At 69.4% G+C, this 15,990-nt stretch carries 21 protein-coding genes; 8 read left to right on the top strand and 13 right to left on the bottom strand.

The window, feature by feature from the left end; all coding sequences use genetic code 11:
• Nucleotides 1–48 precede the first annotated feature (48 nt).
• The 3 genes from JRZ79_RS22895 to JRZ79_RS22905 are packed head-to-tail and all read right to left on the bottom strand — an operon-like array spanning nucleotide 49 to nucleotide 2,611.
• On the bottom strand, nucleotides 49–606 hold the full coding sequence (locus tag JRZ79_RS22895; RefSeq protein WP_010903836.1) for a magnesium transporter: 558 nt from the start codon (nucleotides 604–606) through the stop codon (nucleotides 49–51).
• Nucleotides 607–1,179: a magnesium transporter gene (locus JRZ79_RS22900; RefSeq protein WP_010903837.1), complete on the bottom strand. Its 573-nt coding sequence runs from the start codon at nucleotides 1,177–1,179 to the stop codon at nucleotides 607–609.
• Between the two features lie 49 nt (nucleotides 1,180–1,228).
• A complete protein-coding gene (locus JRZ79_RS22905) occupies nucleotides 1,229–2,611 on the bottom strand; it encodes a signal recognition particle protein Srp54 (protein WP_136360924.1) in 1,383 nt (460 codons plus the stop codon).
• A gap of 121 nt (nucleotides 2,612–2,732) precedes the next feature.
• Here JRZ79_RS22905 and JRZ79_RS22910 point away from each other — a divergent pair, with 121 nt between their 5' ends.
• Nucleotides 2,733–3,161 (top strand): hypothetical protein, encoded by a 429-nt coding sequence (locus JRZ79_RS22910; RefSeq protein ID WP_205252241.1) that lies wholly within the window; start codon nucleotides 2,733–2,735, stop codon nucleotides 3,159–3,161.
• Here the strand turns inward: JRZ79_RS22910 and ftsY are convergent.
• From ftsY to JRZ79_RS22935, 5 genes are all read right to left on the bottom strand, one after another.
• The gene (ftsY, locus tag JRZ79_RS22915) at nucleotides 3,158–4,279 is read right to left on the bottom strand and encodes a signal recognition particle-docking protein FtsY (RefSeq protein WP_136360925.1); all 1,122 of its coding nucleotides are present in this window, start codon (nucleotides 4,277–4,279) and stop codon (nucleotides 3,158–3,160) included. The genes JRZ79_RS22910 and ftsY overlap by 4 nt on opposite strands.
• Before the next feature lie 7 nt (nucleotides 4,280–4,286).
• Nucleotides 4,287–4,751, bottom strand: coding sequence for a prefoldin subunit alpha (gene pfdA, locus JRZ79_RS22920; protein ID WP_010903841.1), 465 nt, complete (start codon nucleotides 4,749–4,751; stop codon nucleotides 4,287–4,289).
• 142 nt (nucleotides 4,752–4,893) lie between these two features.
• A complete protein-coding gene (locus JRZ79_RS22925) occupies nucleotides 4,894–5,556 on the bottom strand; it encodes a translation initiation factor IF-6 (RefSeq protein WP_010903842.1) in 663 nt (220 codons plus the stop codon).
• 5 nt (nucleotides 5,557–5,561) lie between these two features.
• Nucleotides 5,562–5,840, bottom strand: a complete 279-nt coding sequence (locus tag JRZ79_RS22930; RefSeq protein WP_010903843.1) for a 50S ribosomal protein L31e — start codon at nucleotides 5,838–5,840, stop codon at nucleotides 5,562–5,564.
• Complete coding sequence (locus JRZ79_RS22935; protein WP_010903844.1) at nucleotides 5,840–5,992, bottom strand: 50S ribosomal protein L39e; 153 nt, start codon at nucleotides 5,990–5,992, stop codon at nucleotides 5,840–5,842. Before JRZ79_RS22935 ends, JRZ79_RS22930 begins: the two co-directional genes overlap by 1 nt.
• Before the next feature lie 135 nt (nucleotides 5,993–6,127).
• On the opposite strand from JRZ79_RS22935, the gene JRZ79_RS22940 reads away from it, so the two are divergent.
• The 4 genes from JRZ79_RS22940 (at nucleotide 6,128) to JRZ79_RS22955 (ending at nucleotide 9,023) form a co-directional block, all read left to right on the top strand.
• Complete coding sequence (locus JRZ79_RS22940; protein ID WP_205252242.1) at nucleotides 6,128–6,919, top strand: hypothetical protein; 792 nt, start codon at nucleotides 6,128–6,130, stop codon at nucleotides 6,917–6,919.
• On the top strand, nucleotides 6,916–7,224 hold the full coding sequence (locus JRZ79_RS22945; protein ID WP_205252243.1) for a DUF424 domain-containing protein: 309 nt from the start codon (nucleotides 6,916–6,918) through the stop codon (nucleotides 7,222–7,224). Before JRZ79_RS22940 ends, JRZ79_RS22945 begins: the two co-directional genes overlap by 4 nt.
• A 69-nt stretch (nucleotides 7,225–7,293) precedes the next feature.
• Complete coding sequence (locus JRZ79_RS22950) at nucleotides 7,294–8,541, top strand: cysteine desulfurase (protein WP_136360926.1); 1,248 nt, start codon at nucleotides 7,294–7,296, stop codon at nucleotides 8,539–8,541.
• 53 nt (nucleotides 8,542–8,594) lie between these two features.
• The gene (locus JRZ79_RS22955; RefSeq protein WP_010903848.1) at nucleotides 8,595–9,023 is read left to right on the top strand and encodes an iron-sulfur cluster assembly scaffold protein; all 429 of its coding nucleotides are present in this window, start codon (nucleotides 8,595–8,597) and stop codon (nucleotides 9,021–9,023) included.
• A 12-nt stretch (nucleotides 9,024–9,035) separates the two neighbouring features.
• Here JRZ79_RS22955 and radA read toward each other — a convergent pair whose 3' ends face one another.
• A complete protein-coding gene (radA, locus tag JRZ79_RS22960) occupies nucleotides 9,036–10,067 on the bottom strand; it encodes a DNA repair and recombination protein RadA (RefSeq protein WP_012289511.1) in 1,032 nt (343 codons plus the stop codon).
• A 127-nt stretch (nucleotides 10,068–10,194) separates the two neighbouring features.
• Here radA and JRZ79_RS22965 point away from each other — a divergent pair, with 127 nt between their 5' ends.
• Entirely contained in the window at nucleotides 10,195–11,298 is a 1,104-nt protein-coding gene (locus tag JRZ79_RS22965) for a 60S ribosomal export protein NMD3 (protein ID WP_136360927.1), read from the top strand.
• Complete coding sequence (locus JRZ79_RS22970) at nucleotides 11,291–12,331, top strand: class I SAM-dependent methyltransferase family protein (RefSeq protein WP_205252244.1); 1,041 nt, start codon at nucleotides 11,291–11,293, stop codon at nucleotides 12,329–12,331. The genes JRZ79_RS22965 and JRZ79_RS22970 overlap by 8 nt, the downstream gene beginning before the upstream one ends.
• On the opposite strand, the gene JRZ79_RS22975 is transcribed toward JRZ79_RS22970, so the two are convergent.
• Entirely contained in the window at nucleotides 12,328–12,564 is a 237-nt protein-coding gene (locus tag JRZ79_RS22975) for a hypothetical protein (RefSeq protein ID WP_049892570.1), read from the bottom strand. The genes JRZ79_RS22970 and JRZ79_RS22975 overlap by 4 nt on opposite strands.
• Nucleotides 12,565–12,578: 14 nt before the next feature.
• On the opposite strand from JRZ79_RS22975, the gene JRZ79_RS22980 reads away from it, so the two are divergent.
• Nucleotides 12,579–12,719 (top strand): hypothetical protein, encoded by a 141-nt coding sequence (locus JRZ79_RS22980; protein ID WP_157849924.1) that lies wholly within the window; start codon nucleotides 12,579–12,581, stop codon nucleotides 12,717–12,719.
• Here JRZ79_RS22980 and JRZ79_RS22985 read toward each other — a convergent pair whose 3' ends face one another.
• Genes JRZ79_RS22985 through JRZ79_RS22995 form a run of 3 tightly spaced genes read right to left on the bottom strand, consistent with a single transcriptional unit; the run spans nucleotide 12,720 to nucleotide 15,906 of the window.
• The gene (locus JRZ79_RS22985; protein WP_205252245.1) at nucleotides 12,720–14,513 is read right to left on the bottom strand and encodes an ATP-dependent DNA helicase; all 1,794 of its coding nucleotides are present in this window, start codon (nucleotides 14,511–14,513) and stop codon (nucleotides 12,720–12,722) included.
• Nucleotides 14,514–14,544: 31 nt separating this feature from the next.
• Nucleotides 14,545–14,745, bottom strand: a complete 201-nt coding sequence (locus tag JRZ79_RS22990) for a hypothetical protein (protein WP_136360931.1) — start codon at nucleotides 14,743–14,745, stop codon at nucleotides 14,545–14,547.
• A 42-nt stretch (nucleotides 14,746–14,787) separates the two neighbouring features.
• A complete protein-coding gene (locus JRZ79_RS22995; RefSeq protein ID WP_205252246.1) occupies nucleotides 14,788–15,906 on the bottom strand; it encodes a phosphate uptake regulator PhoU in 1,119 nt (372 codons plus the stop codon).
• Nucleotides 15,907–15,990 lie beyond the last annotated feature (84 nt).

Here is a 15,990-nt window from a genome sequence, read left to right on the forward strand (position 1 = left end):
GAGTTACTGGTGTCGGTTTCGGCGACGCACGCCACCTGCTGACGGCGCTCACACGAGCACCTCGACCGCACCGAACAACACGACCACACCCAGCACGTCACAGGTGTTCGTGACCACTGGAATCACCACGTCGTCGGGGTCCAGTTCGAACCGGTAGGCGGCGTACGTCGCCAGCAGCGTGACCGCGACCGCAAGCACCGCAAGCGACGCGCCCGCCACCGCCGCCACGGCGATGACAACGCCCACCGGGAGGCGAACGCTGCCGGTGGCCGCTGCCACCCCCCACGCGCCAGCGCCCACCACGGGGAACACCGTGATCGCCAGCATCACGGTCGCAACGACGTTCCCCGCCAGGTCGTCGTCGCCGGGATCGAACGACAGCGTCCCCAAGTGGAACGCCGTCGACAGCCGGGACGCCAGAATGCTCCCGAGGTTCCCCGCCGTCCCGATCGTCACCGGCACCAACACCAGCAGCGACGGATACTGCAGCAGCGTCGCCTCAAACGTTCCGAGCACGAGCCCGCTGCCGACCTCCACGACCGTCAGCGCGAGCAGGATCGGGAGGGTGGCACGCGTGATCGCCCGCACCGACCACGTCCGGGGCACTCACACACCCCCCACGATCAGCCGCACCGCAAGCACTAGGAACGCCAACCCGAACAGGTCCCCGGTGGTCGTCACCAGCGGCCCGACCAGCGTGTCCGGGTTGTAGCCGCGCCGATACCCCGCGAACACGACCGCTACCACCGCGCCCGTGAGCGCCACGCCGGACAACAACCCCGCGACGAGCGCAACCCCGACCAGCGTCGCCAGCCCAGCCACCGGCCGCCCAAGCGCCGTCAGCACGCCGAACGCGACGGCGGCCGCGAACCCGCTCGCAAGCAGGCCGTTCCCCATCGCTGCCCCGACGGCCGCCCGCAGTCGCCGGTCCCCGGCGGCGACGTGTGGCTCGATTATGCCCTGGTGGAGGCCGGTGGCCAGGCGCGCGCCGAACGACGCGTACACGTTCCCCCGTGTCGCCAGCAACGCCGGCACCACCACAAGCAGCCCGTCGACGGCCTCCAGTTGCGCACGCATCCCGCCCAGGACTGCGCCCGCAAACAGCCCGCCCAGGACGCTTGCCGCCAGCGCTGGCGCGGCCTCACGGTAGGCGGTGGCAGCCACGCGCCGAACGCTCATACTCCCCGAATCGAGGCCCGCGCGTATAAAAACCCGGACGCACGCCGCCTCAGAACATGCCGCCGAACCCGCCACCGCCGCCACCGCCCTGCTGTTGCATCTTCGACATCATGCGCTGCATGTCCCCGTCACCCATGCCCTGGAACTGCTGCATCGTCTGCGCCATCATCTTGTGCTGGTCGAGCAGCTCCCGAACGCGGTCCTCGGGCTGCCCGGACCCGCGCGCGATGCGCCGGATCTGTGACGCCCCCACCGAACGCGGGTCGGCCATCTCCGCCTCGGTCATCGAATCCATGATGACCTCGAAGCCCCGCATGCGCTCCTGGGTGACGTCCATCGCGTCGTCGGGGAGCTCGTCCATCAACCCACCCCCCATGCCGGGGATCATGTCCATCACCTGATCCAGTGGCCCCATGTTGTCCATCGCCTGCATCTGCTTTTGCATGTCGTGGAGGGTGAACTCCCCCTTCATGAGGTCCTCGGGGTCCCAGTCCTCGTCGTCGTCCTGGGTTTCCTCCATCGCGCGCTCCACGCGCTCGGTGAGCTGCTTGAGATCCCCCATCCCCAGCAACCGCGAGATGAACGAATCCGGCTCGAAGCGCTCGATGTCCTGGACGGTCTCCCCGGAGCCCAGGAACGCGATGGTGGAGTCGGTCTCGTTCACGGCCGTCAGCGACCCGCCGCCCTTCGCGGTTCCGTCGAGCTTCGTGATCGCAACCCCGTCGATGCCGACCGACGCGTCGAACTGCCGGGCCTGCTGTTTGGCCCCCTGCCCGATCGCGGCGTCCAACACCAGCAGGCTCCGGTCCGGCTCGACGACGCCCTCGATCTCCTCGATCTCCGCGATGAGGTCGTCCTCCAGCGCGTGGCGGCCCGCCGTGTCCACGATATGCACGTCGGCGTCCGCCGTCGCTGCAAGCCCGTCGCGGGCGATCTGCACGGGATCGTCGCTGTCCGGCTCCCCGTAGAAATCGACCTCCGCGCGGTCGGCCATCTCCGCGGCCTGCTCGTAGGCCCCCGGCCGGAACGTGTCCGTCTGCACGATCGCCGGCCGCAGCCCCTTCTTCGAGAACCACCACGCCATCTTCGCGGCCGTGGTCGTCTTCCCCGACCCCTGCAGGCCCGCCAGCATGATCGTCTGCTCCTCCAGGGGGATCGGCGTCGAATCACCCACGAGCCCGACGAGCTCCTCGTAGACGATGCGCAACACGTGATCGCGGGCGCTCGTTCCACCCGGCGGCTCCTCCTCAAGCGACCGCTCCGTGATCGACTCGGAGAGATCCATCACGAGGTCCACGTCGACGTCGGCCTGCAGCAAGGAGCGCTGAATCTCCTTGACGACCTTGTCGACGTCCTCCTCGGAGATGCGGGACTTCCCGCGGAGCGTGTCCAGGGTGCCCCGCAGCGAGCTCCCAAGGTCGTCGAGTACCATGATTGGTCGCGACTACGCGACCGCCCCCTAAGAGCCTTGTTCCACGCAGCGCCACCGCGTATGGCAGCTGGCACCCTCGACTAGGGGAACGCTCAACCCGCCGGCGGGCGTATGGGCGTGCATGCCACCCGTCTACGCCACCCGCGCGCTCGTTGCCGTGCTCTGTGAGCTCGCGGCCGACGCCGACCCCGACTCGGTGTCCGTCCGCCTCGCAGCGACGCCCGCCCGGGATCTCGACGCCGGCGACGAGACACACGCCCTCGACCCCGACACACCAGTGCTGTCGGACTTCTATTTCCCCAGCGCCGGCGACGCGCTCACCAGCGTGTTCGGCGTCGACCTCGCCGCCCCCGCCGGCCAGACCGCCGGCCGGTTCGTCTCACACCCCAAGGGCGACCACACTGTCACCCTCGCCGACGACCTCCACGCGCAGCTCCTCGTTGGGGTTCCACCATGGGAGCCCGGCGAAGTCCGCGCCCACAACCGCCACGGCACGCGCCGGGAGTTCGTCGTCGTGGACGCCGACCCGCCGGCCGCCGACGCGCCCTAATCGTCGGACGCAGCCAGCAGGTCGTCGACGAGCGCGTCCGGATCGAACGGCTCCAAGTCCTCGTACGCCTGTCCAGTCCCCAAAAAGAGGATCGGCTTCCCGGTGACGTGGGACACGGAGATCGCGGCCCCGCCCTGGCTGTCCGCGTCCGCCATCGTCAGGATCGTGCCGTCGACCGCCGACGCCTCGTCGAACTCGCGGGCGCGATTCACGGCGTCCTGGCCCGCGACCGCCTCGTCGACGAACACCGTGACGTCCGGATCGACGACCCGGTCGAGCTTCTCCAGTTGACTCATCAAGTCGTCGGAGGTGTGCAGCCGGCCCGCGGTGTCACCCAACACGACGTCCACGTCGTTGGCGTCCGCGTACTCCACGGCGTCGTAGACGACCGCCGTCGGATCGCCGCCCTGCTCGTGGGTGATGCATTTCACGCCGAGCGCCTCGGCGTGTTCCTCGATCTGCTGGTTCGCCCCCGCACGGTAGGTGTCGCCGTTCGCCAGCACCGACGAGAACCCCTCCGATTCGAGGTACCGCGCCAGCTTCGCGATCGTCGTGGTCTTGCCCACGCCGTTGACGCCCGTGAACACGATCGTCACCGGCTTCGATGCGGACTCGATTTCGTCCACGAGATCGAACTGCCCCACGTCGATCACCGACAACAGCGCCTCACGCAGCGCGTCCTCGATGAGCGTGTCCGTCGACTCGGTGAACTTCCGCTCCTCGCCGACGAGATCCCCCCGGATCTGATCCAGGATCTCCTCCACGACGCTCATCTCCACGTCGCTCTCCAGGAGCGCGAACTCCAGTTCGCGAAGCGGCGCCTCCAGATCCGCCTCGTCGATGACGACGCGGCCGCGAGCCATCGACGCCGCCCGACTCACGAACCCGGCCGACGACTCCTCGTCGTCGGCGTCGGGCTGCTCGCCCGCCGGCTCAGTCGCCGGTGCCGCGGCATCCGCGGTCGCCGGCGCGTCTTCGGGGGCGCTGTCCGCGGCGGCTGCCTCCGTGTCCGCCGCCTCGTCGTCCGGCTGGTCGGCAAGCTCTTCGGCGTTCTCCTCGGCGACCTCCTCGGCGTCCTCCCGAAAATTCGAGAGTTTGTCCTTCAGCCCGTCGAACATGCTGACCTTACTGCTCGCCGTCCTGGGGCTGCTGTTGGGCCTGCATCTGCTGTTGCATCATCTGCTGTTGGGCTTGCTGGGCCTGCTGTTCGAGCTGCTCGGCCTCCTCGCTGAGGTCAGCGATCTCGGCCTGCACGTCGTCGATGCGGCCGTCGATGGTGGCCTTCTTCTCGTCGAGCACGCTCGCCGCGGCGTCGCTGTCCTGCTCCGCGGCGTACCCGCCGCCGAGGCTCACAACGACCTCGTCCATGTCCTTGACCTCGGCACGAACGTACGCGTCGCCGCCCAGCGGCACCTGCACGGTCGCGCCCGTCTCCAGCACGTCGAGGGCCTCTTTGGCCTCCTCGATCTCCGTTTGCTCCTGGCGCAGCGACGCCACGTCGGCTTCGAGCTCCTCGACCTCCTCCTCGATTGCTTGAATCTCCTGGGACAACTGCTGTAGCTGCTGTTGACCGCCGCCTCCAAGACTCATGTCACTCACTGCGGCAGCAAGGGGGAAGTATCTTCCCTTCCCAGCCACGCCGCTGAGCGAGCACCGCAGCCACGAAAAAGCCGTCAATCGGGCGTCTGGCCTCCCGCGTGGAGGACCGCACAGGTGGGCAACGAAGGCGTTCTTACTCGATGTAGCCGAGCGTGTCCTCGATCCGGCCGATCTCCGGCCCCGTCGTGTCGTCGCCGACGAGGTAGCCGTCGTCGGCCGCCACGAGCCCGGAGCCGACCAGCGGCGCCCCGTAGTTCACGGTGCCGACGTCGGCGTACACGCCCAGCGTCTCCTCGATGCGCTCCAGTTCCGCGTCCGTCGCCTTCGGATGACAGAGCACGCCGTCAGTGGTCGCGACGGCGGCCGTGCCCACGGTGTCGACGCCCGCGAGCTGGCCCCGCGTCGCCGACACGTCGAGGGTCTCCTCGACGGCCGCGACGGCGTCGTCCGAGAGCCCGCTGTGGACGTACGCGCCGTCGTCGTTGGCGACAACGACGTTCCCGGCGGCGTTGACCGCGCCGGGAAGCTCGCCGACGGTGACGCCGGCGGCCTCGATGCGGTCGCGCTCCCGCTCCCGGATCCGGTTGCTCACAAGCAGCCCGCTGCTGTTCCCCGCTGCCAGCGACCCGACAGTCGAGGACCCGCCGACGGTGGTCTGTACGGCGGGCACACCCAGCTCGTCGGCGATCGAGTCGACGAAGTCGTCGTCGAGGTCCGGGCGAACGAGCACACAGCTCTCGGTGGCGCGAGCGAACACGCCGATATACGCGGACCCACGGAACGCAGCGCGTAGCAAGCTTGTCAGCCTTCGTAGTCGGCTTCCACGACTGTCTCGCCGTCCTCGGCGAAGCTCCCAGCGTGCACACGGAGCTTCCGGGGCGGGTTGTTGTTGCCCTCGCTCCAGACGGCGTCGTTGATCGAGGGGTCCAGGCGGACCGCGTCCTCGTCGACGGCGAACTGCTTTGCGAGGTGCTGGCGGATGATGTTCATCGCTTCGCCGGCGCGCTCGTGACTCGGCACCTTCGTCACGTCACGCAGCGGCACCGTTACGAAGCGGTCATCGAATTCGCTGGCGCTCATTATTCGTCGGTGTCGTTACGCCGCCAGTTGCGGCGCTTCGGGTTGCGCTGGACGTCTCGGTTCGTCTTCATCATGACCCACGCGGGGACGCGGCTGTTCTGGCGCTCCAGTTTGGCCAGCCGCTTTTTCGAGGCCTTCGACTTCTTACCCATAGTGGACGCGAGTACCACCGCCGTCGTTAAAACGTTGTTCTTCTGTCGGTGCGCTCGGCCGGCGTCGCGCAGGCGGCTCACACGCACGCGGCCGGGTGCGGAGGCCTTAACCCCGCGGCTCGCCAACCACGCCGTATGACAGACCGCAGCGAGGACGCCGACGGCGAGCCCGCGCCCGAAGACGCCGCCGGGCTCGACGACGACGCCCTCGATCACGAGTTCTCCGAGGGCGCGGGCTTCGACGACCCCTACGCGGGCTTCGACCTCGACCCGCCGGAACTGGACGTCGACCCCGACACGGTCGACCCCGTCGACAGCCGCGTGGTCGCGGACACCCTCGACGAGCGCACCCTCGACAACGACGCCGTCGACGCCGACGAACTCATCGACGTCGGGTTGAGCTACATGGGCATCAACCGCAACGAGCAGGCCGTCGACACGTTCGAGCGCGCCGCCCAGTACACTGACGACGACAACCGCGAACAGGAGGCCTGGGTGAACAAGGGCATCGCGCACGGCGAGCTCGAAGAGTGGGACGCCGCCGTCGGCGCACACCGGGAGGCGCTGTTCGTCGCCGACGACGGGGACTTCGAGGCGGCCGCCCACACCAACCTGGCGTACGCGCTCTGGGAGTTCGGCGAGGACGAACAGGCCTACGAGCACGCCGAGGAGGCGGTCCGTGTGGACAAGCGCCTGCCACAGGCGTGGTACAACCTGGGGTTCATCGAGAACGAGCGCGACCGCCCCGAGCAGGCGCTCGACGCCCTGGACAACGCGATCCGCCTGGGCTTCCAGCAGGCCGACGTCTACGAGGAGAAAACCCGCGCGCTCGAGGCACTCGGCCGCGACGAGGAGGCCACGAAGGTCGCCGAGCAGGCCGACGAGATCCGCAGCCAGCAGGAACGCGAACTCGTCGACGAGCGATGACCACTCCGTCGCCGTTGGTGATGCGGGAGCGACACACCGACCGGGGGCTGCTGGTTGCGGCCTGCGACCGTGACGTGCTCGGGGAGACCTACGACAACGGCGGCACCGAGTTCACCGTCACCGAGTCCTTCTACGACGGCGAGGCCGCCGACGCAGACGCCGTCCGGGCGGCGCTGGGTCGCGCCACCATCGGGAACGTGGTCGGTGACACCGCCGTCGGCATCGCCATCGACGCGGGACACGTCGAGGCTGCCAACGTGCTCGAACTGGAGGGCACGGTCCACGCCCAGTTCATGCAGTTCTGAGCACCCCAGTCGCGGCCGGATTTCGGCCCACCGAAGAACAGTAGTGGCCCGGCTCCCTACACCGTTTCAATGGAAGCCACCGAACAGGGCCCGATAGACGTCGAGGCCGTGCGCGCCGACTTCCCGATCCTCGAACGGGAGGTCGCGGGCGGCGAGGATCTCGTCTACCTCGACAACGCCGCCACCTCACACACCCCTGAGCCAGTCGTCGACGCCATCGCGGACTACTACCGCCGGTACAACTCGAACGTCCACCGCGGCCTCCACGAACTCAGCCAGGAGGCCTCCGTCGCCTACGAGGACGCCCACGACAAGCTCGCCGCGTTCGTCGGCGGCGAGGACCGCGAGGAGATGGTGTTCACGAAAAACACCACCGAAGCCGAGAACCTCGTGGCGTTCGCGTGGGGACTGAACGAGCTCGGCCCCGGCGACGAGGTCGTGCTCACGCAGATGGAACACCACGCCAGCCTCGTGACCTGGCAGCAGGTCGCGGATGAAACCGGCGCCGAGGTGAAATACATCCCCATCACCGACGACGGCTACCTCGACATGGACGCCGCCGCGGACATGATCACCGACGACACCGCCCTCGTGAACGCCGTCCACATCTCGAACACTCTGGGCACGGTCAATCCCGTGGGCGAGCTCGCGGACATCGCCCACGACCACGGCGCCTACATCTTCGTCGACGGCGCGCAGGCCGCGCCGACCCGCGCTGTCGACGTCCAGGAGATCGACGCCGACTTCTACGCGTTCTCCGGACACAAGATGCTCGGCCCGACGGGCATCGGCTGCCTCTACGGCAAGCGCCACCTGCTCGCGGAGATGGAGCCGTTCCTCTACGGCGGCGACATGATCGAGCGCGTCTCCTACGAGGACGCCACCTGGAACGACCCGCCCTGGAAGTTCGAAGCCGGGACCCCGGTCATCGCGCAGGGCATCGCGCTCGCCGAAGCCGTCGACTACCTCCAGGACATCGGCATGGACGCCATCCGAGCCCACGAGGAGGCGCTCACCGAGTACGCCTACGACCAGCTCACGATGACCGACGACGTCGACGTGTACGGCCCGCCGGGCGACGACCGCGGCGCGGTCGTGTCGTTCAACGTCGACGGCATCCACGCCCACGATCTGTCCTCGATCCTGAACGACTACGGCGTGGCGATCCGTGCCGGCGACCACTGCACGCAGCCGCTGCACGACACCCTCGGCGTCCCGGCGTCGGCCCGCGCGTCGTTCTACCTCTACAACACCCGCGACGAGGTCGACGCCTTGGTTGCGGCGGTCGACGAGGCCCGCCAGATCTTCGCGCCCTGATCGGTCAGCGCCACGGAACGTTTTTACGCCGTTCTGCCCTACCAGCAAGCAATATGAGCATGGGTTCGGACATGTACCGACAGCAGATCCTGGATCACTACCGCAACCCCCGCAACCAGGGCGAGCTCCCCGAGCCGTCGTTCACCCACGAAGGATACAACCCCTCGTGTGGGGACGAACTCGAATTCGACGTTGCCCTCGACGACGACGGCGAAACGATCGCTCACGTGGCGTTCCGCGGCGACGGCTGCGCGATCAGTCAGGCCTCCGCCAGCATGCTCTCGGAGGAACTCCCGGGCATGACGCTCGCGGAGGTCGACGCCCTCGACCGGGATGACATCTTGGACATGCTCGGCGTCGAGGTGACGCCGATGCGCATCAAGTGTGCGGTGCTCTCGGAGAAGGTCGTCCAGGACGGCGCGGAGATCTACACGGGCGACGGCGACGAGGCCGACCGGACGACCACCGAAGACGACGCCTGAGACCGCGGCCGCTTATTCGGGCTTCAGGCCCTCGTCCTGTACTCGCATCACGGCTTCGCCGTCCGCGAGGTTCGGCGCGTCGACGAGCTTCACGATGCGCTTGTCGTTTTTCGACTTCCGGAGATACATCCGGAACGTCGACTTGTGCCCGAGGATGTTGCCCCCGATGGGTTTCGTGGGGTCGCCGAAGAACGCGTCCGGGTTCGACTGCACCTGGTTGGTGACCAGCACCGCGGCGTTGTAGAGGTTCCCGACTTTTTCGAGGTCGTGGAGGTGTTTGTTGAGCTTCTGCTGTCGGTCCGCGAGCTCGCCGCGGCCGACGTACTCGGCGCGGAAATGCGCGGTCAGCGAGTCGACGGTGAGCATCCGCACCGGCCAGTCGCCGTCCTCGTGTTCGCTGGCGATCTCCTTGGCCTTCTCCGCCAGCAGCATCTGGTGGTTGGAGTTGAAGCCTTTCGCGACGTGGATCTTGTCCAGGAACGCGTCGACGAGCTCCGTGAGGGTGTCCTCGTCGTCGGTGCTGCCCTCGATCTCGTGGGCCTCCATCGCCGCTTGGAGTGTTTCGTCGGAGAGCCCACGCACCATGTCGTCGATGCGCTCGGGGCGGAAGGTGTCCTCGGAGTCGATGAACACCGCGCGGCCGTGGAGGCCGCCGTATTCGGTCGGGAGCTGGACGTTCACCGCGAGCTGGTGGGTGACCTGGGATTTCCCCGCGCCGAACTCGCCGTACACTTCGGTGATCGACTGGGTCTCGACGCCGCCCCCCAGGAGGTCGTCGACTTCGGGGATGTTCCAGGTGAGCTTCCCGATCTGCTCTCGGCGCTCCAAGACGGTCGCGCCGGTCTCGAAGCCGCCCACGTCGGCGGCCTCGCGTGCGGCCTGGATGACGTCCGCAGCGGTGCTTTCGCCGATGTCGGCGGTGTTCGAGAGTTCGGCGCTGTTCGCGACTGCGAGGCTCTGGAACGCGTCAAAGCCGTTGTCGCGGAGCTTCTCTGCGGTTGCCGGGCCGACGCCGGGCAACTCTTCGAGATCGGATTCAGGCATGTATCTCCTGGTTGTGCCGCCCCACGCATAAAGTCTCGTATACAGCACACTGAAAGTGAAACTGGTCGCCGCACTCGGCCGCCGCCGTGACGGGGTACTTAACAGCCTGCGAGCGCTATCCCGGCCCATGACCGACGCAGGCAGCAGTTTCTGCCCCGAGTGCGGCGACCCCGTTGACTCGGCCGGCGGTGACGGGGCGACGCGCCGCGAGCAGTCGCTGTGCGACTCCTGCTACTTCGCGGCGTTCGATCTCGTGGACGCCCCCGACACCATCGAGGTGATGGTGTGTGCCCGCTGTGGGGCCGTCCACCGCGGGAACCGCTGGGTGGACATCGGCGCCGACGACTACGTCGACGTCGCCGTCGCGGAGACGACTGAGGCGCTCGGCGTCCATCTTGAGGCCGAGGACGTCGACTGGGAGGTCCGCCCGGAGAAACTCGACGACAACACCGTCCGGATGCACGCGACGTTCACCGGCGTCGTGCGGGACACCCACCGCACCGAGCAGGTCGCCGTCACGGTGAAGGTGAGCCGCCAGACCTGCCAGCGCTGCGGCCGCATCGCCGGGGAGTCCTACGCCTCGACAGTGCAGGTGCGGGCGGTCGGCCGGGACCCCACAAGCGAGGAGACCGACCGCGCCGCCGAGCTCGCCCACCGCATCGTCGCCGACATGGAGGCCACCGGCGACCGGGAGGCGTTCGTCACCGAGATCGGCGACGCCGAATCCGGCACCGACATCAAACTCTCCACGACCAAGATCGGGCTGAAACTCGCCCGCAAGCTCGTCGAGGAGTTCGGCGGCGACTTCGAGGACCACGAGACGCTCATCACCGAGGACGACGACGGCAACGAGGTCTACCGCGTCACCTACGCCGTCCGGCTGCCCGAGTTCGTTCCCGGGGATGTCGTGGACATCGCCGCCGACGACGGCGGTCCGGTGCTCGTGCAGTCCAACCACGGCAACCTCAAGGGCGTTCGCGTGACCACGGGCGAACCCTACGAGGCGAGCTTCGAGGACGGCGACAGCCCGGACGCCCGCAAACTGGGTGCCGTCGCGGACGCCACCGAGGCGACGGTCGTCACCGTCGAAGACGACGCGGCCATCCAGATCCTCGACCCCGACACCTACGAGGCCCAGACCGTGGCCCGCCCCGACTACGTCGACCCCGACGCGTCGACGGTCCCGGCGCTCAAATCCCGCGCGGGTCTCCACGTCCTCCCCGATGCGTAGCCTCGCCGTCGTCGTCCCGAAACCCGACAGCCAGCGCGCTATCGACGGGCTGGAGGACGAAGGCGTCTACGACGACCGCCGGAAAGTCCGGGAGCACGACGCCGACCACGTCGAACTCCCGGTCACCGAGGAACCAGCCAGCATCGCCTTCGAGCGCGCCATCGCCCAAGCAGACCCGGATCCTCGCGCCCCCGACCTCGGCGACCGCCTGCGCGAGCGCGGCTGGTCGGCCGCCGAGCGCGAGCGCGCCCCCTCGTCGTGGGCGGTCCTCGGCAGCGTGATCCTGGCGGACTTCACCGACTGCCCCCGGCCCGGTGAGGTCGGGGCCGCGCTGCTGGAGCTCCACCGCGAAGCCGACACCGTCCTCGACCGCGGCGACGGCGTCGCCGGCGAACACCGGACCCCGGACGTCTCGGTCGTCGCCGGGGACGGCGACACCGAAACCGTCCACGTCGAACACGGCACTCGGTACGCGCTGGATCTCGCTGCGGTCATGTTCTCGCCGGGGAACAAGGCCGAACGCGCACGCATGGGCGACGCCACCGGCCCCGGCGAGCGCGTGCTGGACATGTTCGCGGGCGTCGGCTACTTCGCGCTCCCGATGGCCCGCGCCGGCGCGACCGTCACCGCCGTCGAGAAAAACCCCACCGCGTTCCGCTTCCTCGCGGAGAACGCCCAACTCAACGACGTCGCCGAGACGCTCGACACCATCCTCGGGGACTGCCGCGAGGTCGACGCGCCCGCCGACCGGATCGTCATGGGGTATTACGACGCGCTCGGCGGCGGTCCCGTCGGCGACGCCGCGTCCACCCCCGGCTATCTGGACGCGGCCCTCGACAACCTCGCTTCCGGCGGCGTCCTCCACGCCCACAGCGCGGTTCCGGATGCGGAACTCTGGGAGCGCCCGCTCTCGCGGCTCCGCGCCGGCTGCCAGCGCGCCGGCCGCCCCGCCCCCTCGGTGTTGGACACGCGGCGCGTCAAATCACACAGCGAAGGCGTCTTCCACGTCGCCATCGACGCCCGCGTTCCCTAGTCGCCGTCGTTTCTCGGAACCACACGCCCGTGGTACGCGAGGTGTGCGCCCGCCAGCAGCGACGCCACCCCGACCCCCCGCACCCGCCACGCCGTCGTCGGCCCGGGCGTGAACTCCGCGTCCAGGCCGACATCGTAGGCCGTCGCCGCCCAGTCGAGCAGCCGGTTCGCGCCGAACAGGTGCAGCAACCCGGACGCGAGCAGTCCAACACCGAGCAGTCGTGTTCGGAGCACACCGCCGCGTTCACGTGGCTCCGACGAAAGCCCACCGGTACGCCTACCCGTCGCCGGCAACAGGTGTGTGCATGGACCGCAACCAGTACCGCGCGATCGTCCTCACGATCCTGCTGCTCGGGTCGTCGGTCGCGTACGCCGTCTCGCTGCTCTGATCACTCGGTGTTCCAGACGTCCGCGACCGGCGACCCCTCGCTGTCCCGGTCGTCGCGGCTCGCCGCCCGATCGGGCTGTGTCTCGCCGGTCGACCCGCGACCACCGGTGTCCGTTGAACGGGTGGCGGCCTCGACCTGCTCGACGCCGGCAGTCGTCTCCCCCAGCGCGGCCGCCGGGTCCGGTTCGGCGAGGTCGGGCGTCGTCATCGCGTCCACCTGCGCCGCGAACCACGGCGGCATGTCCCCACGGGCGCGCTCGAAGACGTCCAGAACGCTCGAATCCGCGATGTAGGTCGCGCCGTAGTCGTCGGGCGCACGCACCACCCGGCCGCAGGCCTGAATGATCGTCTGCAGCGCCGTCCGGTAGTACCACGCCCACTGGCCGTCCGCGAGACGGGCGGCCACCCGGGAGTCGTTCGTGTTCAGAAACGGCGCCTTGCACAGCACCTGCCAGCGCCCCAGGTCGTGGGCCAGATCCAGGGCTTCCTCCATTTTCACGGCGACGAACACCTCGGGGTCGTCGCTTGCCTTCCAGCGCTCCAGTTCGGCATCCCGGGTGTCGGCGTCGTGGGTGCGCACACGGTCGCCGACACCGGCGTCCGCGAGACGCGCCGCCAGGTTCTCCGCGATGTCGTAGCTGTGGGCGTGAACGATGCCCTTCTCGTCGGGGTGGGTCGCCATCACGCGGACGACGGTGTCCGCCAGCTTCGGCAGCGTCTGCGCGCGGTTCTCGTAGGTCATCTTCCCCTGGGTCACGTCGTACAGCGGCCGGTTCGCCACGGGGAACGTGTGCTCGACGTCGACCAGCGCGACGGTCGACGGATCGAGACCGACGCTCCGACAGAACGCCGCCTTGTTCAGGATCGTCGCCGACAGCAACGCGTGCTTGTTCGCGCGGTCCCAGACCGTGTGCGACAGATACCGCTCGGGGTCCATGGGTTTGATCGTGACCCCCTCCTCGTCGGCGTCGACCACCCACGTCGTCGCCGATTCGGGGTCCCGGTAGTCCTCGATGAACCAGTCCAGCTCGGCGATGAGCTCCTGCAAGCGGTCCCGGCGCGCCACCGCCTCCGTGGTGAGCTCGTCCTGCCCGAGCAGCTCGTCTTTCACGCCCTCACAGACTCCCTGGAGGTGGTCGGCGAAATCAGCCGTCCGCTCGGGGTCGCCGTCGAGGCCGCTCGGAACCCGGACGTCCTCCCAGACGGGCACCCGCTGCTCGTCGAGGTCGATGGTCGCGTACATCTCCGCCCACTCGGCGAGCCCGTGGGCTTCGTCGATGACACACACGTCGCGCTTCCGGAACACCTCCGACCCGGCGGTGCGCATGAAGTACGCCAGCGTCATCGCGGCGAACGCCCGCGAGGACGCGATGGCGCGGTCCGCGAAGTACGGACACCGGTGTTTCACCGCGCAGTCGTAGCCGCGCTCGCGGGCGCACGGCGCGCGGTCCACGGGCGTCGCCTCCTCGCCGGGGAGGATGCACGTGTAGTTCGACTTCCCCCGGATCAGCTTGAACTCCTCCAGCAGGTCGTCGGCGGCCACGTCGTCGAGCTGGCTCACCTGCGGCGTGGTGTAGTAGGCCCCCACGGCGTCGCTGGGGTCGGCGTCGGCGGCCCGCCGCGCACACCCCATGATGGCCCGCGCGAGCAGGCTCTTGCCGCTGCCAGTGGGTGCCCGCACCAACACCACGTCGTTGCCGGCGTCGAACGCCGCCTGGATGTCCGCCAGCGCCTGCCGCTGGGCGCCCCGGAACTCCGGCGCGGGGAACTCCTCGACGACGCGACCCGGTTGCACGCACGACGCGAGGGCTGCCGCGCGGAAAACCTCATCCCTTCAGCGCCTCCACGTCCGCGGCCGTCGGCGCGTCGGGCAGCGCCTCGATACAGTCGAAACACAGGAAGTGCTCCGTGCCGTCGTCGAACTCCAGCGTCATCCCGCCCGTGCGGACCGGCTCGCTCGCCCAGATGTTCGCGATGCCGCCGGCCAGCCGCACGTCGTCGCCGCAGGCGTCACAGGCCTCGCTCATACGCTGCCTTCGCGTGCCGGAGGGATACCAGGTTCGCCGCCGCTACCGCTGTGCGCCCACGGCCATCCGGAGCGCGACCGCAGCGATGGCCGCACCGCAGTCCGCGGTCCCCACCAGCCCGTCAATCGCCCGGACTGCCACAGCCGCCGTGCTCGGCGTCCGCATCGCGGCCGCGTCGTCGTCGAGCGCCGCGCGCTCCACGCAGTCGGCGACCCGGCGGACGCGCGCACACTGCCGGCGCGCGTCGTGCGCGCTCGGCACCCGGCTCGACCCGCCGACCGCCTCCACGAGCGCGTCCGTCGCAGCGTCCACGCTCGCACACGCGTCCTCGCTCACCCCACGGAGCACCCGCGCAACGTCGTCGTCCAGGCTCCCGGCGGCGCGCTCCCCGACCGCCGCAACGTCGCCCGCACGAGCAGTGGCGCGCTCCAGCGCACGCGCCGCCGCCACGCAGCCGGCCACCTGGGGCCGTGACACCGCAAGCGCGTCCAGCGTCGACCGCTGTGCCAGCCCGCGGTTCCCGTACCGCTCGATCAGCCGCACGGTCCGATCGGCCGTATGGCACCGGTCTTCCACGCGCTCGATCACGCCGCCGCCGGACGCCGTGACGGCGTCGATCGCGGCCTCGTGGGCCGCCAACGCGTTGAACCGCAGCCGCATGAGCGACCGCCGGATGGAGACGTCAGCCGCGTCAAACAGCCCCCGGACAGCCACGTGGTCGGCCGACGACGCAGCCACGTCAACCCCGGGGAGGGTGCGCGCCCGGTCGATCACTGCGTCCCGCTGGGCGGCTGTCGGGCCAGCAGTGCCACTCCCGTCGCCGTCACCACGGGCCGACTGCGGTGCCGACACCGCCACCTCCGCCGCCGGCGGCGGCGACGCGGCCACCCCACTCACGTCGATCTCCTCGAACCCGGCGACGTACGCGGCGTCCAACGCGTCCGCCGCCGCCCGGGGCGGAGCGTCCGACGGCACCGGCACACGGGTCGACGCCAGCGGGCTGTCGGCCGCCTCACCCCACCGCACGACGAGCGAGCCGTCGCTGTGTGGGTAGAGATACGCCGTGTCGCCCGCGCTCACGCCGTGCTCGGTGGCCCACCACCCCGGCAGCGACACCGTGTACGTGCCGCCGCCGACCTGCTGGATTTTGCGCGTTTCCACGCGCTACACCCCCGACCGGACGCCGCGAGCGGTCGCCCTGTGGCCGCCCGGCTGCGGCCGCCAACTGAACCGATCCATCCGTCG

The sequence above is a fragment of the Halobacterium sp. BOL4-2 genome, assembly GCF_016917835.2.
GTDB classification, from domain to species: Archaea; Halobacteriota; Halobacteria; order Halobacteriales; family Halobacteriaceae; genus Halobacterium; species Halobacterium salinarum.